The sequence below is a fragment of the Roseivirga seohaensis genome (assembly GCF_001592945.1).
Lineage (GTDB): Bacteria > Bacteroidota > Bacteroidia > Cytophagales > Cyclobacteriaceae > Roseivirga > Roseivirga seohaensis.
This window is the reverse complement of sequence record NZ_LRPB01000034.1, coordinates 311091-334044: the sequence shown is the minus strand read 5'-3', so window position 1 is coordinate 334044 and position 22954 is coordinate 311091. Positions and strand designations below refer to the sequence as shown.

General features: G+C 39.5%; 24 protein-coding genes. 6 read left to right on the top strand and 18 right to left on the bottom strand.

Annotated features, from left to right (window positions below):
• Positions 1–163: 163 nt before the first annotated feature.
• Positions 164–1360, top strand: a complete 1197-nt coding sequence (locus tag AWW67_RS11575; RefSeq protein ID WP_141655441.1) for a T9SS type A sorting domain-containing protein — start codon at positions 164–166, stop codon at positions 1358–1360.
• A gap of 120 nt (positions 1361–1480) precedes the next feature.
• On the opposite strand, the gene AWW67_RS11570 is transcribed toward AWW67_RS11575, so the two are convergent.
• Both AWW67_RS11570 and AWW67_RS11565 read right to left on the bottom strand, forming a co-directional pair.
• Positions 1481–1945, bottom strand: coding sequence for a hypothetical protein (locus AWW67_RS11570; RefSeq protein WP_053221858.1), 465 nt, complete (start codon positions 1943–1945; stop codon positions 1481–1483).
• A 107-nt stretch (positions 1946–2052) separates the two neighbouring features.
• Positions 2053–2316 carry an acyl-CoA-binding protein gene (locus AWW67_RS11565; protein WP_062301912.1) on the bottom strand — a complete coding sequence of 88 codons (264 nt, stop codon included), beginning with the start codon at positions 2314–2316 and terminating at the stop codon, positions 2053–2055.
• Positions 2317–2369: 53 nt separating this feature from the next.
• Here AWW67_RS11565 and AWW67_RS11560 point away from each other — a divergent pair, with 53 nt between their 5' ends.
• Entirely contained in the window at positions 2370–3035 is a 666-nt protein-coding gene (locus AWW67_RS11560) for an outer membrane beta-barrel protein (protein ID WP_062301911.1), read from the top strand.
• Positions 3036–3042: 7 nt separating this feature from the next.
• Here the strand turns inward: AWW67_RS11560 and AWW67_RS11555 are convergent, their stop codons facing one another.
• The 5 genes from AWW67_RS11555 to AWW67_RS11535 all read right to left on the bottom strand — a co-directional run bounded on the left by AWW67_RS11555 (position 3043) and on the right by AWW67_RS11535 (position 8237).
• On the bottom strand, positions 3043–4035 hold the full coding sequence (locus AWW67_RS11555; RefSeq protein ID WP_062301909.1) for a hypothetical protein: 993 nt from the start codon (positions 4033–4035) through the stop codon (positions 3043–3045).
• A gap of 25 nt (positions 4036–4060) precedes the next feature.
• Positions 4061–4396 carry an avidin-fold protein gene (locus tag AWW67_RS11550; protein ID WP_062301907.1) on the bottom strand — a complete coding sequence of 112 codons (336 nt, stop codon included), beginning with the start codon at positions 4394–4396 and terminating at the stop codon, positions 4061–4063.
• Between the two features lie 208 nt (positions 4397–4604).
• Positions 4605–5696, bottom strand: coding sequence for a glycoside hydrolase family protein (locus AWW67_RS11545; protein WP_062301906.1), 1092 nt, complete (start codon positions 5694–5696; stop codon positions 4605–4607).
• On the bottom strand, positions 5693–6733 hold the full coding sequence (locus tag AWW67_RS11540; RefSeq protein ID WP_071387116.1) for a carbohydrate-binding family 9-like protein: 1041 nt from the start codon (positions 6731–6733) through the stop codon (positions 5693–5695). The genes AWW67_RS11545 and AWW67_RS11540 overlap by 4 nt, the downstream gene beginning before the upstream one ends.
• A gap of 112 nt (positions 6734–6845) precedes the next feature.
• Complete coding sequence (locus AWW67_RS11535; protein WP_062301902.1) at positions 6846–8237, bottom strand: sodium-dependent transporter; 1392 nt, start codon at positions 8235–8237, stop codon at positions 6846–6848.
• A 203-nt stretch (positions 8238–8440) separates the two neighbouring features.
• Between AWW67_RS11535 and AWW67_RS11530 the strand changes: the two genes are divergently transcribed.
• Both AWW67_RS11530 and AWW67_RS11525 read left to right on the top strand, forming a co-directional pair.
• On the top strand, positions 8441–9694 hold the full coding sequence (locus AWW67_RS11530; protein ID WP_062301900.1) for a DUF819 family protein: 1254 nt from the start codon (positions 8441–8443) through the stop codon (positions 9692–9694).
• A gap of 104 nt (positions 9695–9798) precedes the next feature.
• Positions 9799–11034 carry a DNA cytosine methyltransferase gene (locus tag AWW67_RS11525; protein WP_062301899.1) on the top strand — a complete coding sequence of 412 codons (1236 nt, stop codon included), beginning with the start codon at positions 9799–9801 and terminating at the stop codon, positions 11032–11034.
• 12 nt (positions 11035–11046) lie between these two features.
• Here AWW67_RS11525 and AWW67_RS11520 read toward each other — a convergent pair whose 3' ends face one another.
• From AWW67_RS11520 to AWW67_RS11510, 3 genes are all read right to left on the bottom strand, one after another.
• Entirely contained in the window at positions 11047–11754 is a 708-nt protein-coding gene (locus AWW67_RS11520; protein ID WP_062301894.1) for a PmeII family type II restriction endonuclease, read from the bottom strand.
• A gap of 76 nt (positions 11755–11830) precedes the next feature.
• Positions 11831–12088 (bottom strand): hypothetical protein, encoded by a 258-nt coding sequence (locus AWW67_RS11515; protein ID WP_062301893.1) that lies wholly within the window; start codon positions 12086–12088, stop codon positions 11831–11833.
• A 31-nt stretch (positions 12089–12119) separates the two neighbouring features.
• Positions 12120–13070: an OmpA/MotB family protein gene (locus tag AWW67_RS11510; RefSeq protein WP_062301891.1), complete on the bottom strand. Its 951-nt coding sequence runs from the start codon at positions 13068–13070 to the stop codon at positions 12120–12122.
• Between the two features lie 131 nt (positions 13071–13201).
• On the opposite strand from AWW67_RS11510, the gene AWW67_RS11505 reads away from it, so the two are divergent.
• Complete coding sequence (locus AWW67_RS11505; protein WP_062301889.1) at positions 13202–14071, top strand: SDR family oxidoreductase; 870 nt, start codon at positions 13202–13204, stop codon at positions 14069–14071.
• Between the two features lie 132 nt (positions 14072–14203).
• Here AWW67_RS11505 and AWW67_RS11500 read toward each other — a convergent pair whose 3' ends face one another.
• The 7 genes from AWW67_RS11500 to AWW67_RS11470 form a co-directional block, all read right to left on the bottom strand.
• Positions 14204–14536, bottom strand: coding sequence for a DMT family transporter (locus AWW67_RS11500; protein ID WP_062301888.1), 333 nt, complete (start codon positions 14534–14536; stop codon positions 14204–14206).
• Positions 14537–14615: 79 nt separating this feature from the next.
• Complete coding sequence (locus tag AWW67_RS11495; RefSeq protein ID WP_062301886.1) at positions 14616–15179, bottom strand: Crp/Fnr family transcriptional regulator; 564 nt, start codon at positions 15177–15179, stop codon at positions 14616–14618.
• 80 nt (positions 15180–15259) lie between these two features.
• Positions 15260–17665, bottom strand: coding sequence for a TonB-dependent receptor (locus AWW67_RS11490; protein ID WP_062301884.1), 2406 nt, complete (start codon positions 17663–17665; stop codon positions 15260–15262).
• Between the two features lie 95 nt (positions 17666–17760).
• The gene (locus AWW67_RS11485; protein WP_062301883.1) at positions 17761–18294 is read right to left on the bottom strand and encodes a hypothetical protein; all 534 of its coding nucleotides are present in this window, start codon (positions 18292–18294) and stop codon (positions 17761–17763) included.
• 127 nt (positions 18295–18421) lie between these two features.
• Entirely contained in the window at positions 18422–19207 is a 786-nt protein-coding gene (locus AWW67_RS11480; RefSeq protein ID WP_062301881.1) for a tRNA pseudouridine synthase A, read from the bottom strand.
• A gap of 213 nt (positions 19208–19420) precedes the next feature.
• Positions 19421–19888, bottom strand: a complete 468-nt coding sequence (gene tnpA, locus AWW67_RS11475) for an IS200/IS605 family transposase (protein ID WP_062301880.1) — start codon at positions 19886–19888, stop codon at positions 19421–19423.
• 49 nt (positions 19889–19937) lie between these two features.
• Positions 19938–20672: a 3-keto-disaccharide hydrolase gene (locus AWW67_RS11470; protein ID WP_053221839.1), complete on the bottom strand. Its 735-nt coding sequence runs from the start codon at positions 20670–20672 to the stop codon at positions 19938–19940.
• Positions 20673–20810: 138 nt separating this feature from the next.
• Between AWW67_RS11470 and rbp the strand changes: the two genes are divergently transcribed.
• On the top strand, positions 20811–21383 hold the full coding sequence (gene rbp, locus AWW67_RS18625; protein ID WP_071387115.1) for an RNA-binding regulator: 573 nt from the start codon (positions 20811–20813) through the stop codon (positions 21381–21383).
• A gap of 37 nt (positions 21384–21420) precedes the next feature.
• On the opposite strand, the gene AWW67_RS11460 is transcribed toward rbp, so the two are convergent.
• Positions 21421–22797: an MATE family efflux transporter gene (locus AWW67_RS11460; protein WP_053221838.1), complete on the bottom strand. Its 1377-nt coding sequence runs from the start codon at positions 22795–22797 to the stop codon at positions 21421–21423.
• Positions 22798–22954: the final 157 nt, after the last annotated feature.

Below are 22954 nucleotides of genomic sequence, written 5' to 3'. Positions count from 1 at the left end.
ATGCAGATTTGAATGTTTTTGAAAAAGCAGATGGATTTTAAATAATTCATGATTGGCTGACTAATTAAATATACCCTCATAAGGGTATGTTTTTTATCATTGTGATAATGGTACTTTGAGCATCTCAATTATTGAGATACCTCAACCAAAGCTAAATTGTATCATGTCCAAACGTCTGTTGGCAGCCGTGTGTTTATTCCATATGTCGCTATGCGCTTATGCCGAACAAAGTGCTCAACTCGTTACAGCCTTAATAAACGGCTGTGGCCCTTCTGAAGGAGCCAGCGAATACCTGATAATCTATAGTGGGGGTAGTTCTTTTACAGCCAATTCCACCAATATTAATGTTCAATATTCTTCAACCGACATTGCTAGTTTAGGTACTATTACTGATTCTTTTGTTGCAGGTGGGAATTCTACCTATGTTTCTAGCCTTAATGCTCAATTGGTAGGTTGTGATTTTTCCTTTATCAATGTAATTCCAGGCTCTACCTCAATTGCTGCAGGTAGCCACATTTTGGTCTTGAATGACGATGTGGTAAACACTATTGATTTTAGCGCTTTTTGTGGTCAGAATTTAGGAAATATTTATGTTATGTTTTCTGACGATACTAGTTGGCCAGCAACTGGCAAATTTGCTAACTCTCCGTCATCAAATCGACTTTTTCGTTCGATTATAAATGGTACTCAAACCGATTTTACTTACATAGACAATTGGGACACAGACTCTGATGGGGATTATGTGACTTGGAATGATGGGGGTGGTGCGGGTTCAGTTTATAGCAACTATGCTAGCTGTGTTCCTGATAATGCTAACTCTCTTCCCGTAAATCTGTTGAGCTTTACTTGTCTCCAAATTGAAAATTACGTGCAAGTGGAGTGGAAAACAGCTTCTGAAGAGAATAATAGTCATTTCACAGTGTATCGATCTTCGGATGGGCGAGAGTGGCATGAAATAAGAATGTTATCGGGAAAGGGAACCACTAATGGACTTACATCTTATTCAATTACCGATACACCGCCTTATTCGGGAAGATGGTATTACCGATTAAAGCAAACTGACTATAATGGTGAGTTTGAATTTTTTGAAATTATATCCATTAAATTCAAAACCGAAGAGTCCGAATTGAAAATTTTTCCGAACCCAGCTAGCAGTGTGTTTCATGTAAGGAGCATGGCTTTTATTGAAGAGATATGGGTGATTAATAGTTATGGAAATATGATTACTAGAAAGCCTGTGTCAAGGGTTGATCAAGTAAGCACTTTCTCAATAACTGATTTGCCGCCTGGGGTGTATCATTTAATTATTTTTGACAAATCAGGTCAGCGCCAAAAGGTCAAATTTATGGTAGATAATTAATTATTAGCGCTGGAAGTTTAAATAAAAATAGAGTTTTCGGCTTCAGGTAAAAAAAAACCGCCAGCTCATCGTATGATGTTGAACTGACGGATGATTAATTGTTTTGTATGCCTAAGGCGGTTACTTCATTTTACTCAATTGCTCTTCTCCAGCTTTATTGATAGCGTAATCGCGCCATTTTTCATATTCTTCTGCATCCATATTTTTTTCTGCAGCACCTGCTGAAGGAGGGGTGAAGCTAAAGCTCGATTCCCACCATTGACGGGCATATTCTTTGGCTTGTTCTTTATCAATTTCAAATTGGCTGACCTGACCGTCACCCAATAACCAAGGTTTTTCTTGGCTGCTGTATTTTTGAAAAATCATTGTGCGCATTTTGGTACCCATTTCATCATTTCTTTGAAAATGAGCTTTTGAATAAGCCAGTGTTTCAGGCTCTATCATTTTGTTATCCCAAAAGCGTTTTGATTTAATAATCTGTGCGGATGTAAGAAGATAGCCTTCACCGAATTCTAATAGTGAGCCTTCTAAATCACAAGATCTAGCAGGTTTCTTCTTTTTCTTTCCGAAACTAAATAATCCCATTGTTGTTTGTTTTGAATTTTGATTTAACCGTTCGCAATATGCGAAGAAAAATATAATTTATTGTTGTCGCCTAGGGTAAACGACATTGATAAGCTGCTATTGTGAAATTAACTTTCAGCGGATTTTAACTCATTTACAAGGTCGATATAAGCTTTCATTGCATTCTCTTTGCTTTCACCTTTAAGTTTTTCCCACGCATTGTATTTGGCAGCAGCTTTAAAGTCGAAACCGCCCGGTCTTTCAGTATCGTTGTCTCCGTGGGTAGCTTGTTTGTAAAGGGCGTACAGCTTTAAAAGTTGTTCGTTGGATGGACGTTGGGTAAGGGTGTCCACTGTTTTTAATGCATTCTGAAATGCTTCGTTTGATTCCATTCCGATGTTATTTATATAAATTTGAAATCTAAAATTATTGAATCTTCAGCGATATGCAATTAAGAAAATGGGGCGAAATGATTTTAAAGAGCTCAATAGCGATTATCGCCTTTATGGGTTCGTTTTCTTTTGCTCAGGCTCAGGATTTTTATGACGTTAGTTATAAGGCAGGCCCTGTTTTTAAAATTGTTAGTCCGAAAATTAGAATCGATAGCGATTACGTCCGTATTCCGGAAGAAGGAAATGAGATTGGCTACCAGTTTGGCTTGTTTGCTAAAGTAAGGGTGAATAATGTTTATGTACAGCCTGAGTTACTTTTATCTACTGCCCAAAGTAGATTGGATTTCTTGAATTACGATGGTGTAGTTGGATTTAATCCTAGTGCTGAATTTGAATTTACCACACTAGAAATTCCGCTTTCGATTGGTGTTAATATTGGCAACTTGAGGTTAGATACTGGCCCCGGTTTTAGTTTAATGCTTTCTGGAAACGAGTATTTTTTGAATGAAAGGATTAACGTAACTCAAGAATATAATCAGATGACCATTCTGTGGCGGCTTGGTCTTGGGCTTGATATCAATCACCTGTTGCTTGATTTTAAATATGAATTTGGCTTGAGTAAAACTGAAGAGAGTTTATCCCGACTGATTGAGAGAGAATTGGTGCCTAAACAAAGCCAATTGGTTTTCAGTATTGGCTACTCAATTGTTAGGGATTAGCGGCATTTTAAAAAGCCCAGCTCAGTTTTAAACTTAGGTCGAAATTTGCCGACCAAGCTGTTTCTTTTTTGTTCGATGAATAACTTAAATCAAACCATTCCCAAAAGCCGGGTTGTTGGATGTAATTTTCAGGTATTGAAGGGTAAGTAACTTTTCTATGCCTTAACCCTATACCAAAATAGGTTTCAACAATAAAGCCTCGGGTTAAATAATACTGTAATCCAATATGGGGGGTGATGGAAACGAATTGTTTATTAATTCTGGTTTTTTCTCTAAAGTGAAATCGCTGATTAGGTATTGGCTCGGTGTAATAGCGGATGTCGGCATCGTTTTGCTTATGAAAGAACTCGGCTGCTATTCCTGAATACCAACGTGTGTTTTCATGGTTTCTGAAAAAGTACTTTTCCTCCAATACTATTTTATATCCCTTACTATTCCTAGCGAAATCATTGTCTCTGCTTAAAAAGTGAGTATAGCTTAGTTGAGTGCCAAACTTACTTCCGTGCAATCGCTCGTAGCTTACTTCAATTCCAGGGTGATATCCTATTACCATTGAGAATGGATTGAATCCAACTTTATTTTTTCTGTATAACAAAGTGCTGTCCATAGGGAAGTAAGCCGTATAAGCATTACCCGGTCTATTCAAGTCAATAAACACTTTCCTTGGGTATTTCCATTTCTTGCCTGTGATTTCATCCACTAAAAAGCCAGAAAAATAAGGACTGAAAGTGTTAAGCCAGTATACAGGTGCTTTTTTAGGGAGAATATGTACTTGCTTGGTTTTCTCCTCAGTAAAAATTGATACTGTAATAGGCTCTTTGCTGTTTTTGGCTACAAATGTAACGGGGTCACTCAGTTTGTTAACCACTGTGTCGCCTTCATAGATATAGTTGACAGCTTGGTCGGACTTTATACTTACCTGCGAATAATTGCCATTAATGACTGTAGCACAAGAAGAAATTAGCCATGCGAGGCTAATTAGAAGTAAAGTATTGCGCATACAAAAAGTATGGGGTTTTAAAAGTCTAAATTTCGTCTAATATAGAACTTCCTTCCGAAATATCTCCTGAGGCCCACTTCCAAGCTTCGTGTAGCCTAATTTTTCCATTACTAAGTATTTCTGGGCGTGAGTAGCACATGCCTTTTGATACTTCTCCCTTTTGATTTACTTGGTGGTAATGCATTTCGATATACCCTTGGTCATCAACTAATCCCGATATATGCCCTTTAACCACTTGTCCCCCTTGGTATTGAGCACTAAGAACTGATCCTTCTTGTATATATTCAAAAACTGTTTCGCTCGAAATTTCGCAGTTTGCTGTATTTATTACAGCTCTGAATTTGCGCTTATGATAGTTCATTAAGGTTTTTAGTGATGATGTTAGGGCACAATTAATGAAAATATCTTTACAGATATTGTACTCCTATTCAATGATAAAAGAAACTTAATATTGAAGTTGATTTACTGGTAGTGCTAAAATCACTTGGGTTGCATTAATGCTATTGTAAATGAAAAGGAGCAAACCACATTGATTTGCTCCTTCTGTATTCTGAAAATAGTGTTTTGCGTCAAGATTTTTTTACAGCCGCAAAGGCCTTCAGTCTTTCGTCTTTTAAAGCGCCATTAGAAAAGAAAGACATGCCCTTGGCTCCACCTGCCTTGGCAGCAGCTATGGCCTGAGCAATTTCTTCTGGTTTCATTTCTGGTAAATAAACACCTGTATGTAGAGGGAATTTACCATTCAAATCATTCACGCCTTGTTGTGTAGCATATTCAATCCAAGGAATATCTTCTTCATAGAAGTTGTGGTAAATCATAGGGAACACAATGTCCAAATCCCATTCGTTCCAAGACTGGCGCACGAGTTTTCTGGCCAATTCGGGGTAAGGGAATACTGCTGCCGACATTTTTTTGCCTTTGGCATGTACCGCAGCCGAAACCTGATTTACTAGTTTAGTAATGCTGTCCCAACGGTATTTTCTCCATTTTTCATCTTGGCTCGGGTCTTCTAAACTGTCGGGTCTGTATCCATTTTCTGCTTCGAAATTACCTTGGCAAGTTTCGCAATAGCAGAAGTCATATTCGGGCATTTCGTGGTCTTGTACTAAGTCGTATTTGGCCCAAAGCCCTTTGGGAAGAATGACATCGCAATAGCGAACATAATCTAAGTGAATGGCCGAAAGCCCTTCGATGTCGCAATGCGATACCATGAAATTCTTTACATATTCTTGCACTTCAGGTTTAGAAGGGCAAAGCCATTGGTAATAACCTACATACGGATTCACATCAAGACTCGACTCTCCATTTCTGCTCACGGCATACCATTCCGGATGCGCTTGTGCTTCGGTGTCGCCTGGGCGGTTCATGGTCCAAAGCCAAGCATGTACTTCTTGCCCAAGCTCTTGTGCTATCGGAATTAACTTCTCTAGCATTTGGCGTCCACCGCCAATAATAAGCCCGGTTATTCCTGCTTCGCGAAGCCCAGTTAATTCTGTTCTCCAGTCGGAAATAGTTTTTTCGTTGTTACCATCTACCCACACCCAGTATTTAAAATCTTCGTCTGTAGAAGTTGTTGTTCCGCACGAAGTAAGTAGGGTAGGTGCCAGCATAAAGGCTGCTGAACCAAGGCCAATGTTTTTTATAAAGTCGCGTTTTTTCATGGTTTTATTTCTTTCCAAATTCTACCTGTTTCATTAATGAACCAAGTAGCATCTGTCGTTTGTGCTTTTAATAAATAGGTCTGTTCCGTATTGTTCAAGCTGTAGGTTACAGCCTTTGATCCGTCTACTTGATTTGGTAGGTTGAAATTTTTGAGTGATTGATCAAATGCTTTATGTTCTCTTCTGAAATCAATTTGAGCACGATGAAAATAGTAAAGTACTTGCCTTATTTCTTCTTCGGCTTTATTAACTTTTATAGTACTAAAGCTTTCATCAAGCACATTTTTATTGGAAAACTGAACAATGCCCCAAAACTCAGGCTCATGCATGGCAATGGCCCTTTGTGGCGACCATACCCAATTGTGTTCTGGTAGATTTTTACCTGTTTTAGGGTCTTTCTGTTTTACATATTTTCCATCTATAACTTCCGTTTTCCATTGCACGCGAGAGAAATTCAAACGCCATTGGTCGCCATTATTGGGTGGGGTTTTCATACTAGTAGCTTCGCTGAGGGCATCCCAAGGAATGGCCACTTCAACTGACCAACCTTTATCTTTATCACTAGGGGCGTTTAGGGTTCCGTTGACATGTACAGCTGATTTTAGTCCGTGAATGTCCCAATGATCTATGGCGTGCCCGCCATTGCGGTAGGGGCGGGTAAGTAGTAAATCCCAAACAGTATTGAGGGCATTTACTTCATACTCATAGTAATTATGGGTGTCGCCATCTGGGTCGATGAAAATCTCGAAGTCATTATCGTAAAAAATCACTGCATCGCGTTCGGTAAGTGTTGCCCAAACATGCGGTTCTTCCATTTCAGCATAAAAGTAGAAGTAGTCTTCATCCCAGAGCATTTTCATTTTGGTATCGAAATAAGGCTTTGGTTTTTTACTTCCCTCAATATCTATAAAAGTATCTGTCCATGGCGCTGCCTGCCAAGCGGTTTCATTCCCTAAACCATCAATTTTGAGGGGAGTGCTTGTTTTATGGCTTAGGTAAGACCGCCCTTGAATAAACTGAAATTGGGCTTTGACCATAATGCAATGACCAAAAAGAATTACGAAAAATAGGAGATGTTTCAACTTCATAAATAAAAAAAACCTCTTCCGTTTCGGGAAGAGGTTCAATATCATAAATTCTTAAGAGTAATTAAAAAATGTCTACCCCAAAGTATGTTTTCAAAACAGTAATAATGAAAATGAATCCAAGAACAGCTGGAGCTAAGTAGCCTACAGCAAAATTCAGGTACTTCTGAAGGAAAGAGCCTTTGTAGTTAGGAGCACCGTGAGAGAGTTCTTCATCCAAATTGTGCTTTTTCCAAATATGTGCTGCAAAGAAAACTATCAAACAGCCACCCAAAGGCAGAAGCGTATCATTGGCTACGTTGGCAATAAAACTCAAGAAATCTGTAGCGGTTTCAGAGCCTGGGTAAGTAATAAAGTTGGAGAAGAAATCAGAGTAACCATTTCCTAACAAAGAAGGAATACCTATTAAGAAGATAGCACCTGCTACCAACCAAACCGCTCTGCTTCTTCTTACATTTTTCTCATCCACTACATAAGCTACTGGTACTTCAAGTAGAGATACAGTTGATGTAAGGGCAGCAAAACAAAGTAGTACGAAGAACAATGTTCCTGCTATTGCGCCAAAAGTTCCACCAATAGTTCCGAAAATTTGAGGAAGCGTAACGAAAATTAGACCAGGGCCACTACCTACACCGTCCATAGTTCCTCCACTCATAAAACCAATTAGAGGGAAGATCATCATACCCGCCAAAACAGCAATACCCACATCGGCAAGCGTAATAAAGGCCGCAGCAGAAACAATGTTTTCTTTTTTGTTTACGTATGAACCGTAAGTAATCAAGGCACCCATTCCCAAAGAAAGAGAGAAGAAAGCTTGACCCAAGGCATTGATAATTACCTCTGAACTTAGTTTAGAAAAATCAGGAATCAGATAGAATTTAATGCCGTCCATTGCATTTGGAAGGGTTAAAGAATAGCCTACAATCAGCAAAATCATGATTAACAGTGAAGGCATTAGGAACTTAGCCGCCTTTTCGATACCACCTGATATACCTTTAGACACTACAAAAGCAGTAGTAGCCATAAATACCATTCCGTAGGCACCTACTTTAAATACATCTTGAACAAATTCGCTGAAATGATCTGCGATAGCAAAGTTTCCAATGGCCATTTCATACACATAGCCAAAAGCCCAGCCCGCAATTACGTTGTAGAAAGAAAGAATAAGGAAGCCACTGAAGATTCCCATTTTTCCTACAAAATTCCATTTTTTAAAGCCTAAGGCATTGAATGCCCCAACAGGGTTTTTTTCGGTTTTTCTACCAATAGCGATCTCGGTAACCATTACCGGATAACACAATACAAAGCAAAAAATAAGGTACATCACCACAAATGCTGCACCTCCTCCTTGTCCTACTTCATAAGGGAACCCCCAAATGTTACCTAATCCTACTGCCGATCCGGCTGCCGCCATAATGAAACCCAACCGACTTGAAAAACCTCCTCTTGTAGCCATATTTGAATAGTTTAAAACCCGAATATATGTGTTTAAATTAATCCGTGCCCCCCATTGGTCATAAAATCTTTCAGAAATTCCCTTACTGGTAGCCTTTACATAGATTTCGACCTTAATTTCGACTTATTGGCAGAAGAAGATAGAATAGAAGGTTAGAAATACGATTAAAATCCCTTTTTTTAGGGTTCAAAATTTAAACAAGCATGGAGCCTTTTTTTACTAACGATGCCATAGTTCTCGGTTTACTTCTGATTGTGATTGCCGCAGTATTTCACACTTCGCATTCACCAAATCCTTTATGGAAGAAGTTTTACACTATTGTACCAAGTATTCTGCTTTGTTACTTTTTGCCTGCTTTACTCAATTGGCCTTTGGGTTTGATTTCGGGGGAAGAGTCAAACCTATACTTTGTAGCATCACGCTATTTACTACCGGCCAGTTTGGTCTTGCTTTGCTTAAGTATTGATTTAAAGGGAATTATTAACCTTGGGCCAAAAGCCCTGATTATGTTTTTTGCCGCCACCATCGGTATTGTGATCGGTGGACCGATTGCCATTTTATTTATTTCGGCCGTTGCCCCAAGTGTTTTAGATGTTGGGGGTGCCGAAGAAGTGTGGCGCGGTTTAACCACAGTAGCGGGTAGCTGGATTGGTGGAGGAGCCAACCAAGCCTCTATGAAGGAGATTTATGAAGTGAGCGATGAGCTCTTTTCTCAAATGATAGTAATAGATGTGATCTGCGCCAATATATGGACAGGCTTTTTGCTCTATGGAGCCAATCAGGCCAAAAGGGTAGACCGTTGGCTGAAATCAGATACTACTGCCATTGATGACTTAAAGAAAAGGGTAGAGGATTACCAAGCGAGTATTGCCAAAGTACCTACCCTCACCGAAGTAATGACTATTCTGGCGGTGGCCTTTGGGGCTACTGCTTTGGCACGTTGGGGAGCTGATTCTATTCAGCCCGTGATGGAAAGAAATATTGATTTTCTTGATAAGTATAACCTTACATCACTTAACTCAGACTTCTTTTGGTTAGTCGTGATTGCGACCACCGTAGGCGTAGGGCTTTCGTTTACCAAGGCCAGAAAACTAGAAGGTGCAGGCGCTAGCCGTTTAGGCTCAGTATTTATCTTTATTTTGGTGGCTACCATTGGTATGCAAATGAACATTCGCGAAGTGTTTGATAACCCAGGGCTGTTTGCGATTGGCATCAGCTGGATGTTCGTTCATGTGATTATCATGATTGTAGTGGCGAAGATTATTAAAGCGCCATTCTTCTTTGTGGCGGTGGGCAGCCAAGCCAATGTAGGTGGAGCCGCTTCGGCTCCAGTGGTGGCTTCGGCATTTAGCCCAGCTTTAGCCCCAGTAGGAGTATTACTTGCCGTTTTAGGCTATGCACTCGGTACATATGGCGCTATTCTCTGCGCTCAGCTAATGGAGTGGGTTTCGCCTTGAGGGGGGAGTTTTGGGCAAAATTTAAAAAGCTTATTTATTTTTCTTGACTATCATTATATTACAGTTAAATTTGTAACCAATGTGTAAGGTTAAGTAATGTGGTTATGGAAGAATATATATCATTATCGGAAACGGCTGAGCTTGTTGGTAAAAGTAAAGAAACCTTACGTAGATGGGATAAGGAGGGTGTTTTGAATGCCGTCCGTGAACCAGTTTCAAATTACAGAGTATATCGTAAACGTGATGTTCAGACTCTTTTAGGAACTCTATTTAATAAGGAGGTTGAGGATACAGTTTCAAATTTTATAGAACCAGATAACGAGTACTCTGTCTTAGAACTTTTTGCAGGTGCGGGTGGATTAGCTATAGGCTTGGAAAGGGCAGGAATTAAATGTAGAGCGCTTAATGAAATTGATAAATGGGCTTGTCAAACGCTTAGAAATAACAGACCAGCTTGGAATGTTCTTGAAGGAGATATTAAGGAATTCAATTTTTCTGAATTTCGTAATGAGGTTGATGTAGTTACTGGTGGTTTTCCGTGTCAAGCATTTAGTTATGCTGGAAAAAAATTAGGACTTAATGATGCAAGAGGAACTTTGTTTTATGAGTTTGCTAGAGCAGTACAGGAGGTAAATCCCGCAATTTGTATAGGTGAGAATGTACGTGGTTTGTTAAGTCATGAGCAAGGTAAGACACTACAAGGTATGATTTCTATTTTAGATGAAATAGGTTATAATGTAGTTCCTGTCCAGGTGTTAAAAGCTATACATTATAGAGTACCTCAAAAACGAGAGAGACTAATTCTGGTTGGAATAAGGAAAGATATAGATCTCCCTTTTTCATATCCTAAACCACATAAAAAAATATATAACCTTAAGGATGCCTTGAAAAAAGGAAGCTTATATAATAGTGATGTTCCAAAATCCAATGGAGCAAAGTATCCAGAGTACAAAAAGGATATACTTGATTTAGTGCCACCTAAAGGGTATTGGCGTGACCTTCCACTTGAGTTACAGAAAGAGTATATGGGAGGAAGCTTTTATTTAGGTGGTGGCAAAACAGGCATGGCTCGAAGGATAGGTTGGGATGAACCTTCTTTGACTTTGACTTGTAGTCCTGCTCAGAAACAAACTGAAAGGTGTCACCCAGATGAAACGCGGCCTTTTACTGTAAGGGAATATGCTCGAATTCAGACGTTTCCTGATGATTGGGAATTTGCTGGCTCTACGGCTCAGCAGTATAAACAAATTGGGAATGCGGTACCAGTTAACCTTGGTCAAGAATTGGGTTATTCGATTGTGAGATTTCTAAATGAGTATTATTCTTCAATGAAAAATTAATTTTCATCTTGGTTATTGAAGCTTCTTTTCAATCTCGATAGCTAGCGTTTTGATCGTTTGTTCAATAACTTTAGTTGCATCAACTTCCAAGGCGACTTCACCAACTGCATCAATAAGTTCAAAGTAGAAATTTTCTCTTCCCGTAAGTCTATGCCAAAAGTCTTTACCTGTGTAGACAGGGAAATTTTCATTGATTCTTTTGTAGTGTGAACTAAGCTCTGATTTTTCACCATAGACAACGCCAACAATCATGTCATTTATTCCGACATTTAGATTATTTGTTCTTGCTAATGACCTGACGCCATTGAAATGATTAACTATGGTTGTTACATCATCATGATTAATTGTATTCGGGCCTGCCTTGAGCTGACAGTATTTTTTACGTCCATCAATAGCATCAATGAATTCAATATCAATTCCCTGAGTGGTTGACCCTAAACCTTGAAATAGTGTGCTAATTAAATTTTGAATCTTCATTCCAAACGAAGTGGTGATAGAAGCTCCTAAAACCCTAGGTAATACTAAAGCTCTCGCTATGCTTTCTGAGTCATCATTACCCGTTAGGAAATTAGCTAAGTACTTAAATAAAAATGGATTGATATTATACTCAGAAAGCTTACTGGCTCTTTTGCAGGCACCATCAACATGGCTTTTAACAATTTTTTCACGAAAGAAGGTTTTGGCATTCTTTAATATTTGCTTTCTCTGTTTGTCATCCATGCTTTAGAAATTGTAGAGTTTAGATTCCTGAATTGGAAGAATTAAAGATATAAATTTATTTGAAAGACTAAACCACCTACCTTCTCTCAATCTCCGCCTGAATCTTTTTACGAATAGGTAGAAAAACCAATAAGGGGAATACCACACCTGCAATTACGAGAAAGGGGATCAACTGATAGGCTTGCGGATTATGTTTTACCAATGCAGTAACAACTAGAATAATTGCAGAGATGGCGGTTAAAACTAACATCATGATTTGTAGCCTTTTGAAGTGCTTTTTCTTTTTCTCCAGCTCTTCTAAAGTATATTTCGAAAACTCATTTTGTGTAGACATAACGGTAAAATCAAATGCTGATGAAAATGGTTTAGTAATTATCAAGAATCTGAAAAAGCTCGTCCAGTTTAGGGGTTAGAATAATCTCTGTTCTACGGTTTTTAGCCTTGTTTTCGGGGCTATCGTTTGCTACTACTGGAGTACTTTCTCCTCGACCCGAAGCTGTGATTGATGTGGGGCTTACGCCACCTTCTACCAGAATTCTAACAATAGAAGTAGCACGGAGTACGCTCAAATCCCAGTTGTCGCTCATGTATTGTGTTTTTCTAGAGAATGGAACATTGTCTGTATGGCCTTCTACCATAATATTAATGTCGGGATTGGTTTTAATGGCATTGGCCAATTGTTGTAATGCACTCACACCTTTTTGGTCAACGGCTATACTTCCCGTTCCAAACAATAATTGCTCGGCCAAAGAAACATACACCTTACCGTTTCTTACTTCTACTTTTAAATCGTCTTCATTAAAGTTGAGTAGCGCATTGGTTACTTTGTTTTTTAAAGCTTGCACAGCCGCTTCTTTGTCAGAAATTAGCTTTTCTAATTCGGCTACACGGGCTTCACGCTTGCTTAAATCTTCAGCCAGTTCTTCGTTTCTCTTTTTCTGAATATTAAGGTCTTCTTCCACCGCCAACAATCGCTTTTGCTGACGCGCCAAATCTTGGTTCAACTGCCCACTGTTGGTCAATAGGTTTTCATACAGTCCTTTAATTCTGCCGTGTTCAGAACGCAGAGCTTTTAGTTCCTTATCAATAATATCGAAGTCGTTTTGTAGAGCGTTTTTCTCAGTGGTTAAATCATTGAGCTGAACTTCTAAGCGGTTGATTTTTTCATTGGCTACGGCAAGCTCCCTTTCTAATTGAGCTTTGTCTGAGGCTAATTCGTTTTTCTCGGCCATTAGGGCGTCAAAATCTTTTTTTGCCACACAAGAAGATAAAGAAAGAACTATTACAATTGAGAAGTAAGAAAGAAGCTGTTTCATAGCATAAGGTTTAGTAGGCAAATATGTATAATCTGAATCAGAAAATCACGGACAATAACGATGGACGGCCTTAAAAAGATTGTGCTGCATGCATAATAATTTATATCTTGGTAATCGAAGCAAAAGAGACTATGAGAACAGACGGAATGCTCAAAGAAGGAGCACTAAAAGATCAGACTATAATTGTAACGGGTGGAGGAACTGGCCTTGGCCGTGCGATGGGTACTTATTTCTTAGAATTGGGTGCCAATTTGGTAATCACCAGTCGTAAGATTGAAGTATTAGAGCAAACCGCTAAGGAAATGGAAGCCGAAACGGGTGGAAAAGTTTTGGCCGTTCAATGCGATGTTCGTGATTACGAACAAGTAGAGAATGTACTGAAAGTAACCGAAGAGCGTTTTGGTCAAATTCACGCGCTTTTGAACAATGCTGCTGGAAATTTCATCAGTCCTACTGAGCGCCTTTCTAACCGCGCTTTCGACACTGTAATTGGTATTGTATTAAAAGGTACCACCAATTTCACTTTGGCTTTGGGTAAAAAATGGATAGCCAATAAACAACCAGGAACCGTACTGAACATTGTAACTACTTATGCTTGGACGGGCTCTGGCTATGTTGTGCCATCGGCATGTGCTAAAGCCGGTGTTTTGGCCATGACTCGCTCATTGGCAGTAGAATGGGCTAAATATAAAATTAGAATGAACGCCATTGCGCCAGGGCCATTCCCTACGGAAGGAGCATGGAGCCGTTTATTGCCAGGGGATTTAGTGAAGAAATTCGATCCAGCCAAGTTGGTGCCAGTTGGCAGAGTAGGAGAGCATCAAGAATTGGCCAACCTAGCGGCTTATTTAATGTCGGATTATTCGGCTTATGTAAACGGAGAAGTGGTGACCATTGATGGCGGTGAGTGGCTGCAAGGTGCAGGTGAATTCAGTCATTTAGAGAAAATTCCGCAAGAAATGTGGGACATGCTTGAAGCCCAGCGCGGAAAAAAGCAATAAGCCCCAAGCTACTTTGGGGCTACTGGAAAGCCAAGCGTAAAATTAAAGATATTGAGTTGTAGCGGATGTCTTTATGGCTCATTAAGATATTTCAAGAGTGACCAGCATGTTTTTGGTCACTCTTTATTTTTGCTATGCCGTTTGCGAAACAGCTTTTAAACCTACTATTGATCCAATAAGTGTGATCATAAAGAAAACACGCCAAAAACTGGCAGGGTCTTTAAAGAATAGAATTCCTACCAAAGCCGTACCCACTGCTCCAATACCTGTCCACACGGCATAAGCAGTACCGATAGGAAGTGTTTGAGTAGCTTTGATCAGTAAGGTCATGCTTATGGTTAAGGCAACGAAAAAACCAGCATACCACCAATACACTTCATTTCCTGTTGCCTCTTTAGCTTTGCCCAAACAAGAAGCGAAGGCCACTTCGAACAAGCCCGCAATAATCAATAGAATCCAATTCATAATTCTGAAATTTTATGAAGGCAAATTTCAGTAAACTGAAACGCTAACGGTTATACAAATGATAAAAAAGAGAAGGGAGTTACCGAATACTTGACCTGATTCTGCTGAGGCTCACTTGTGTAATACCTAGGTAAGATGCTATGTGTTTTAACTGTACTCGTTGAAGAAGGTCTGGGTTTTGGTTTAAGAGCTCCATATATCTTTCTGAAGCCGTTTTAAACTGCCTAGAGATTAACCGTTCTTCGGTTTTTATTAACTCTTGCTCTGCTAATTTTCTTCCCCAATTGGCAATATAAATATCTTGATCGAATAACTTTTGCAAGTGCTCTGATTGAATTTCATACAATTCAGAATCTTCCAGCAGTTCAATACTTTCATAGGCAGGTAATCCTTTCACATAGCTTTTCATGGAAAGCACAACGTCTCCTTCTTTTCCAAACCAAAAAGTAATCTCACCTTCGGGCTGCGCAACAAAGGCCCTTACAATTCCTTTTTTGATAAATAGTAATTTCGGTTCAACCCGATTGGCTTTTAAAACTAGAGATTGCTTGGCTAATCTTACTTCGTTAATAATTGTAAGAAGTTTAGCCCTGGAAATAGGAGGGATTTGGTAAACGTTGTCGATGATTTGTTCAATGGTCATTTATTATTCAAAAGTAGGGAATAACATGAAAAAATAGGCACGCTCCGCTTACACAGAGCGCGCCATGAACAAAACAACCACTATAAATCAACCTTCAAAGAAAGGATGATGTTTCTTCCGGCAGCGGTAATACCCGAACTGTACGGGCGGTAACGCTGATCGGTAATGTTTTCTACCCCACCGCTAATGGTCATGCCGTTGGATAGTTTGTAAAGTGCTTTGAAATTAAGTGTGTACCAGCTTGGCGAATAAGGGTTACCATTACTGTCGGCAGCATACATGTAATCTTTACCTTTTTCTTCAGCTGGCATATCATCGAAACTTACTTCGCCACCGTACATGGCATACAAATCCATTTTAAGGTTTTGATGATTGTAAGTGATTTTAGTTACACCAAACGAAGGAGCCGCATGTCTCGATGGGCTTAATGTACTATCGTCAAGTTCTTCTTCTCCATGCTGAAAGTTGTAGCGCGAAGAGAAGCCAAAACCAGAATCGAATTTAAATTCAATGCCAGCCTGAATACCATATACTTTTGTATAAGCAGCATTCTGAACCGCCTGAACTTGGCTCAGTTCACCATCGTACATAATCTCATCCTGCCCATTTAGGGTGAAATCTCTTCTCACCAAGGCGTTTTCTAATCTGGTATAAAAACCTGTAACATCAACTCTGATAGATGAATTGAAAATCTTAGCAATTCCCAATTCAGCATTATAGGCATATTCAGGGCCTAATTCTGGGTTCGGAACTACTACAGCACCAGGCTCAGAGTCAAACACTTTTCCCGCATCATCTACATTTGGCGACCTAAAACCAGTAGATAAATTGGTAGAAATTGTCATGTCTGTTTCTGGGTTGAACACCAAGCCTAAACTACCTGTAACAGCACCATTCGAAATTTCAGCTGTTTCAAAAGGGAAAGGGTAAAAACGTGTATCGAACTTAGCGTCTAACTTAAAGTAGTTGTAGCGCGTTCCTGCCTGAACCAGTAGTTTCGGTGAAATGCGGTGTTGCAACGAAGCATACAGTGCATATGATGCCCAAGAAGACTGCGGATAGCGGGCAGGACCTTCAACAACATCGCCAGTCGTAATGTCCTCATCTGTTCCAGTTGAGTTAACGTCATCATAAACAGCTTCGAAACCATAAAACAGTTCTGTGTCTGTTTTTAGGGCTTTGTCAAGGTCAAGATTGAAAGAATAGGCGTTTACTTTTTCTACTCTCGAAGCTCTTGTCGGCTTGTTAAAATCTCTGTCGATTCTACTTTCTTCAAAGAACTGATGTGCTAAGCGAACAGTCATTTGGTCATATAAGTGACTGTCACCTTGATGGGTGGCTGTTATATTATTCATTAACCAAACCTGCGGTCCGTATTGCCATTCTGCACTTCTCGGTAAACCCCCTCGGGTTCTGATTAATCTGTCGTAACGAGAATAGTTTGAAGTGGTAGAATAGTGTAAGCCATACACCAAATCCCAGTTTGCGTTTGGTTTGAACCGTACTTTCTGCATCAAATTGGTTTGTTCATACCCCGTTGGCTTCTGAACTAATGGATCCTCATTTGCCACCATTACGTCTACTCCATTTTGGCGTTCCACATAAAATGGTCTTAAATAATCATCTGGGCCATTGGTACCCATTCTCAAATCTCCAAAATTGGAATTCGAAAAACTGGTTACCGAAGCCCATTTGTTCCAACCAACATTGATGTCGAAGTGAGTTGTTTTCTCACCGTTTGCTGATGAGTATCTTGCTACAGCGGCACCTTTCACTAATGTTTCAGAGGTGTGAGATAATTGTGGGTTGAGTGTTCTAAAACTCATTACTCCACCAATCGCGTCACTACCATACATAACAGAACCTGGACCAAACAGAATTTCAGCGCTTTCTGTAGCAAAAGCATCGAGAGAAATTACGTTTTGTAAATTACCGCTACGGAAAATGGCGGTGTTCATTCTAACGCCATCTACTGTAATCAATAAGCGATTAGTAGAAAAGCCTCGAATCATAGGACTACCGCCTCCTAGTTGACTTTTCTGAATAAAAACATCTCCGGTGCTACCGAGTAAATCGGCTGCCGTTTGAGAGTTTTGCAATTGTATATCTGAAGGTGTAATGGTTTTAATTTTGTTAGGAACATCTTGCCGGTCTTGATGCCAACGGTTGGCCGAAACCACCACATCGTCCATAGATAACTTAGATGCAACTAATTCTACAGTAAAATTGGTTTGGGCAAGAATGGCATAACTCACCATTGCTTTTTCGTAGCCCAACATTCTTACTTCGATAATTTCAGCACCTTCAAAGGCTGTAATATCTGCTTGACCTTTAATGTTTGTAACCACAAAGGCCCTGGGTGAATTGCTCGCCAAAGTAGCTAACTCCAGCGGTTCACCAGTATTTTTGTCAATAATGGTAACGGTTTGCGCTATTCCTGAAAAGGTACATAGCACAAAGCACCACATGAATAAATATTTCTTCATTGGTAAAATAGAAAATGATGTATAAATTTTTACTCAGCCATACAGGCTTGTAACACATGGAATAGACTTCCATGATGCTTGAGTTAAAATACTATTTATACATTATAGCGCGGGGGAGGGCCATCCACACCTTGCGACCTAGGGTCGTAGGTCATTTCTATCTCGAAAAACTGAGTGGAAACAATGGGGTTAATAAAAGTTGTGGATTGCACACTTGGCTGGATGTAGAGTGCTTTAACCAAAGAGACCACCAATTGACTATCGTCTTGCTGATCTGATTTTCCACCAAAGTGAAGTGCAATTAGTTCGTTCAGTTTGTGGTTAACTATTGACTCTAGTTTATCCCAATAGGCATAAAAGTAGGTGGTATCACCTTTTACTTCTCGGGAAATAATATCGTACATCTGATCCTTATATTCGAACTCGCCATCGTGTTCCCAACGTAAATCAGACTTCATTTGAGCCTCTGTAAAGGCTAGGTGAACCATTTCTACTGGGTTTTCTTCGTTTGCTATTGCTAGGGTAGCATGTTGCTTTGCTTTTGCTCTTTCCATTTCAAGAAATAGGTAGGTACCTCCGAATGGGAGGGTAAGCAAAGCGAGCAATATGGTGGCAATAGTAGCTTTCAACGGAATAACAGATTCATAAATGTAACCTTATCAAAATCAAATTTCGAATCTTTTGTATGAAATGCGTGCTTGTTATAGGCTTGGTTCAAAATATGGATAACTGGGAAAACTAGTAAAATAGGAGGTGCTATTTTTCTTCGAAGTCAATTTTATAAAGAATTAAACCTGAACCCGGAGCTACCTGAAATATTTCTTTGGTGTGCTTACCTTTTAGTGAAAGACTAATTTCCTCCAAACTGGTTTCTCCTTTGCCAAGAAGAAAAAGTTGGCCTACCATCATTCTTATTTGGTGTCTTAAAAAACCTACGGCCTTTACTCTGTATATGTAGCTTTTAGTAGGGAAGAAGTTGGCGCTAAACTCTTGGTTCTCTTCAATTCTAGAAAAAAGTATTTCTCGTTGAGTAATGGTGTCTTCTTTGGGTCTTTTGCAATAGGCTTTAAATTCATGTATACCTTCAAATAATTTGGCGCCTTCTTTCATCAACTCAAGGTTTAATTCCTCAGGTACGGTTGTTATAAAAGGGGCGCTAAAAGGATGTGGTTTTTCACCAAAAGCGAAAAGGTAAATATACTCTTTGGTACGAGGTGATTTGATAATATTAAAACTCGAGTCTACTTTTTTGATGCCAATTGCTTTGATGTCTGGTGGCAGATTGAGGTTTGTTCTATGTAAAAAATCGGCTTCGTCTTGAATTGGCTCATGAAGAAAAAGCTCAAAGGCATTGTCTAAGGCTGAAACTTTAGAGTCGGTACGGCTACTGCCCATGGTTTTGAAGTCGCGGTGTCCGAGCACAAAAGCCAAGGTGCGGTCGATCATGTAGTGAATGGTTTTTACCTCTGGTTGTTTTGCCCAGCCATGAAACCTAAAGCCTATATATTGAATATGAATGAGGTAAAAGTGTTGCGCCTTCATTCCGCGAAATTAAGATAATTTGGTAGATGGTATTGGTACGACCCCGCTGGGGTCGGGAGATGATCCTATTGCATTGTGGTTTTTCTATAAAGATATGACCCCGCTGGGGTCGGTTATTACGAATAAAGCCAGCTGAGCATCCCATCGGGATGCCACATTTATAGCAATGAGATGTTTGAACAAGCCAGCAACCCTGAAAGGGTTGAACCTATTCTATTCGTCCAGCCAGTCGAATAGGTATTCATTTTTGAATTCAATTTTATATTTATTTAAAAATTCAATGTATTCTTCTTTGAAGGTCTTTTTTCGATGATGGTCTTTTTGGTTCATAATATAAACGATTACCTTATCAAGGTCAGAGTGGCTATAAGAAAATGCGCCAAATCCGATTTGCCATTCAAACTTCCCTTTTACATGTCCATGTTCGTTGATCCATTTGTTAGAGGCTTTTTTGACTTCTCTCACTAAATCTGACAAACAACAGGTTGGTCTCATTCCTATCAAAAAATGAATGTGGTCGGGCATTCCATTAATGGCAAGCATCTTTTGCTCCTTATTCTGAACAATCCCGGTGATGTATTTATATAAGTCATCCTCCCAAGCCCTCAGAATCAGGCTTTGGCGACCATTAACAGCGAAAACCACCTGAATATAAATTTGGCTGTATGTTCCTGTTGACATTTGAAACCAATTCTAGTTTTACTTCAGCGGCTATGTAAACACCCCCTTTCTACAACTCCTTAATTCGAATATTTCTAAAATAGACTTCATCTCCGTGGTTTTGAAGACTAATACGGCCTGTTTTTGACTTGGCGTAAAACTCATATTTCGCCCATTTACCTGCTTCTTTGCGTTCATACCAATCTTCGCTGCCTTCTTCAAATTCTAATATTTTTTCATCATTCAGCCAGTGTTCTACATGCCCATCCTTGTAAACAATTTTGATTTTATTCCATTCCATAAATGGATTTGGCTTTTTAGTTTCGGAAGGAGCATGCATTGCGTAGTTAGCGCCTACCATTTTATTGGCTTCACTTTCAGATCTAGAGAATTCATCGTCAAGTAATTGAAATTCTGGGCCTGTTAAGTAGTCGTGTCCATTACCTTCTAATTGCACCACATGGTAGAAAATACCACTGTTTCCGCCTTTCGAGATTTTGTATTCAAGCTCAAGTTCAAAGTTGCTGTAATCTTCAGTAGTCATGATCGACCTATTGAAACCAGCATTCTTTTCTCCTAAACCTACGTTACAAGCAATTGTACCGTCTACAATTTGCCATTGTTCCATAATGGGTTCTTCTCCATACATTTCCCAGCCACTAAAATCGTTACCGTTAAAAAGCGAAATCCATTCTTCGGTTTGGTTGGTGTTGTTTATAGATTTTTCTTCGTTGCTTTTAGAGTTTCCGCAACTCACAGCTAAAAAGGTGACAAATAGAAAAACTAAGCTGTATTGACGTTTCATAGGTTGATTTTTTTTCGAGCCTCAAGATAAATAAATTATGAAATAAATTTTGAAATGCTTTGTTCTTACCGATATTGAACACAAATCCCGAAATACTAATAACTTAGGGGCGAGAAACAAATAGAATTATTAAGTAACATGAACATTTTTGTAGGCCGGTTGAGCTACGAAACCCAAGAAAGTAACCTGCGCGCGTTGTTTGAACAGATTGGTCAGGTAAAAAGCTTAAAGATCATCACCGATCGTGAAACCGGTAAATCCAAAGGATTCGCTTTTGTAACCATGGCAAACAGAGAGGATGGCCAAAAAGCCATTACTCAGCTGGATGGTACATCTTTAGACGGAAGAAATATTTCTGTTTCTGAAGCTGAAGACAGAAAATCAAATGAACGTAAACCTGCTGGTGGCCAAGGTGGTCAGAGACCAGAGTTTAAGCCCAGACGAGAAGAAAGCCGAGAGGAAGATGATTTTGATGGTGGAGGTAGACCAGAGAAAGGCGGGCAAGGTTTGGATTGGTCTGAAGCACCAACAAAAGGAACACCAAGAAAAAATGCGCCCAACAAAAAGAAAAAAGAATCTTTGAAGGGCAGAGGTGGAGATGATGATGGCTTCAGGAAAAAGAAGATGCCACCAAAACCTTCTAAATCTAAAAAGAACCGTGGTTGGGGAGAAGATGATGATGACGATATCTTCGGAGACTTTAAGTTCTAAAGTGCTCTAATCTAAAAATAATATAACTTGGTGTATTCTAGCTTTCTTGGCTTGCGTGCACCAAGTTTTTATTTTTCCACTTGCCCGTTTTATACCAACCTAAGGTGATTAAAGCAGGAATTACATTAGAAATTGGGAAAGACCACCATAGGCCATTGTAACCCAACGCTGTGTGTGAGGATAAAAACCAAGCCACAGGGAATTGGATTGCCCAAATGCCTATTATGGTTAATATCATGGAAGAAATAGTATTTCCCGACCCTCTCAGGGCACCTATGATCGACATTTGCAAACCCATAAAGCCAAAGCTGAGAGATGTGATTTTGAGAAAATCAACACCCATTTCAACTACATGGTCATCACCTGTTAAAAATGCCCGCGTGAGTGGTTCAGCAAAAAGAAAAAATATTAACCCCACTATAGAAAGAGAAACGAAACCTATAACAGACGAGTAGTATGTAGTTTTCTCAGCCCTATCAATGCGTTTTGCGCCCATGTTTTGCCCTACTAAAGTAGTACACGCCTTTGAAAGACCTAAGCTGAGGATTACCACAAAGCTAATTAAACGAGAGCCCACTCCGTAAGCGGCCAACACTTCCGTACCGAAACGGGCTACCAAAACAGTCATAAGCGTAAGGCCTAAGGCTCTGGCCGAAATTTCGATTGAAGATGGAAAACCGAGTTTAAATGCTTTTTTAAGTAATGGCCAATCGAAGGAAAAAGCCTTCATACTCAACTTAATTTCTGTTGTGCCTTTGAATAAAATGTACATACCCACTGCAATAGATAAAAACTGGGTTACCAAAGTAGAGACAGCAGCACCTGTTACTCCATAAGCTTGAATTGGCCCCCAACCATAAATAAATAATGGGTCGAGAAAGAAGTTAAGAAGCAAGGTAGCGCCATTGATATACAGTGGTATTTTCACTTCGCCAACACCTCTTAATAGCGATTGGAACATGATAAAACCAAAGTTGAAAATCAATCCAATAAAAATGGTGCGCTGAAAAAGGTTGGCTTCATCAAAAATGATTTCTTCTACCCCAACAATGTTCAGTATTTGTGGTGAAAAAATATAGGCAACAATAGATACAATCAATGAAATTAAAAAGGCCATCAAAAGGGTCTGCCGTGCTACATGGTTTACCATTTTAATATTCTTAGCGCCAGCGTATTGCGCTACCAAAATGGCACCAGCAAAGGCAAAACCTGAGCTGAGAGAAATCAACAGAAAGTTAATCGGAAAACTGATTGAAACTGCTGCTACAGCATTGGCACCTAATCTACCCACCCAAAATGCATCTACCAATTGATAGCCCGTTTGTAATAGGTTTACACCAATGATGGGCAAAGCCAGCATGGTGAGCGTTTTTAATATTGGGCCTTCGGTAAGTGATTTACGAGGGGATTTCATGTCTGTGCAAATCTAAATGATTAGACAAAAGATGTAACCTTATTTAATCAAAGAATGCACTTGGAGCATAAAATTTTAAATAGAGAAAATAACTTGCTCACTCCGTTATAATAAGATTAAGGATATTTCTTAATTTCATTCTCCGGTTCGCAGCTTA

What these genes read in the sequence shown, in the direction of transcription:
- AWW67_RS11545 (WP_062301906.1), bottom strand. Translation starts at nt 5,696, where the DNA reads ATGAAAAAACGCGACTTTATAAAAAACATTGGCCTTGGTTCAGCAGCC.
- tnpA (WP_062301880.1), bottom strand. Translation starts at nt 19,888, where the DNA reads ATGTCAACAGGAACATACAGCCAAATTTATATTCAGGTGGTTTTCGCT.
- AWW67_RS11565 (WP_062301912.1), bottom strand. Translation starts at nt 2,316, where the DNA reads ATGGAATCAAACGAAGCATTTCAGAATGCATTAAAAACAGTGGACACC.
- AWW67_RS11525 (WP_062301899.1), top strand. Translation starts at nt 9,799, where the DNA reads ATGGAAGAATATATATCATTATCGGAAACGGCTGAGCTTGTTGGTAAA.
- AWW67_RS11550 (WP_062301907.1), bottom strand. Translation starts at nt 4,396, where the DNA reads ATGAACTATCATAAGCGCAAATTCAGAGCTGTAATAAATACAGCAAAC.
- AWW67_RS11480 (WP_062301881.1), bottom strand. Translation starts at nt 19,207, where the DNA reads ATGAAGGCGCAACACTTTTACCTCATTCATATTCAATATATAGGCTTT.
- AWW67_RS11540 (WP_071387116.1), bottom strand. Translation starts at nt 6,733, where the DNA reads ATGGTCAAAGCCCAATTTCAGTTTATTCAAGGGCGGTCTTACCTAAGC.
- AWW67_RS11460 (WP_053221838.1), bottom strand. Translation starts at nt 22,797, where the DNA reads ATGAAATCCCCTCGTAAATCACTTACCGAAGGCCCAATATTAAAAACG.
- AWW67_RS11570 (WP_053221858.1), bottom strand. Translation starts at nt 1,945, where the DNA reads ATGGGATTATTTAGTTTCGGAAAGAAAAAGAAGAAACCTGCTAGATCT.
- AWW67_RS11515 (WP_062301893.1), bottom strand. Translation starts at nt 12,088, where the DNA reads ATGTCTACACAAAATGAGTTTTCGAAATATACTTTAGAAGAGCTGGAG.
- AWW67_RS11495 (WP_062301886.1), bottom strand. Translation starts at nt 15,179, where the DNA reads ATGACCATTGAACAAATCATCGACAACGTTTACCAAATCCCTCCTATT.
- AWW67_RS11535 (WP_062301902.1), bottom strand. Translation starts at nt 8,237, where the DNA reads ATGGCTACAAGAGGAGGTTTTTCAAGTCGGTTGGGTTTCATTATGGCG.
- AWW67_RS11500 (WP_062301888.1), bottom strand. Translation starts at nt 14,536, where the DNA reads ATGAATTGGATTCTATTGATTATTGCGGGCTTGTTCGAAGTGGCCTTC.
- rbp (WP_071387115.1), top strand. Translation starts at nt 20,811, where the DNA reads ATGAACATTTTTGTAGGCCGGTTGAGCTACGAAACCCAAGAAAGTAAC.
- AWW67_RS11520 (WP_062301894.1), bottom strand. Translation starts at nt 11,754, where the DNA reads ATGGATGACAAACAGAGAAAGCAAATATTAAAGAATGCCAAAACCTTC.
- AWW67_RS11470 (WP_053221839.1), bottom strand. Translation starts at nt 20,672, where the DNA reads ATGAAACGTCAATACAGCTTAGTTTTTCTATTTGTCACCTTTTTAGCT.
- AWW67_RS11575 (WP_141655441.1), top strand. Translation starts at nt 164, where the DNA reads ATGTCCAAACGTCTGTTGGCAGCCGTGTGTTTATTCCATATGTCGCTA.
- AWW67_RS11555 (WP_062301909.1), bottom strand. Translation starts at nt 4,035, where the DNA reads ATGCGCAATACTTTACTTCTAATTAGCCTCGCATGGCTAATTTCTTCT.
- AWW67_RS11530 (WP_062301900.1), top strand. Translation starts at nt 8,441, where the DNA reads ATGGAGCCTTTTTTTACTAACGATGCCATAGTTCTCGGTTTACTTCTG.
- AWW67_RS11490 (WP_062301884.1), bottom strand. Translation starts at nt 17,665, where the DNA reads ATGAAGAAATATTTATTCATGTGGTGCTTTGTGCTATGTACCTTTTCA.
- AWW67_RS11560 (WP_062301911.1), top strand. Translation starts at nt 2,370, where the DNA reads ATGCAATTAAGAAAATGGGGCGAAATGATTTTAAAGAGCTCAATAGCG.
- AWW67_RS11505 (WP_062301889.1), top strand. Translation starts at nt 13,202, where the DNA reads ATGAGAACAGACGGAATGCTCAAAGAAGGAGCACTAAAAGATCAGACT.
- AWW67_RS11510 (WP_062301891.1), bottom strand. Translation starts at nt 13,070, where the DNA reads ATGAAACAGCTTCTTTCTTACTTCTCAATTGTAATAGTTCTTTCTTTA.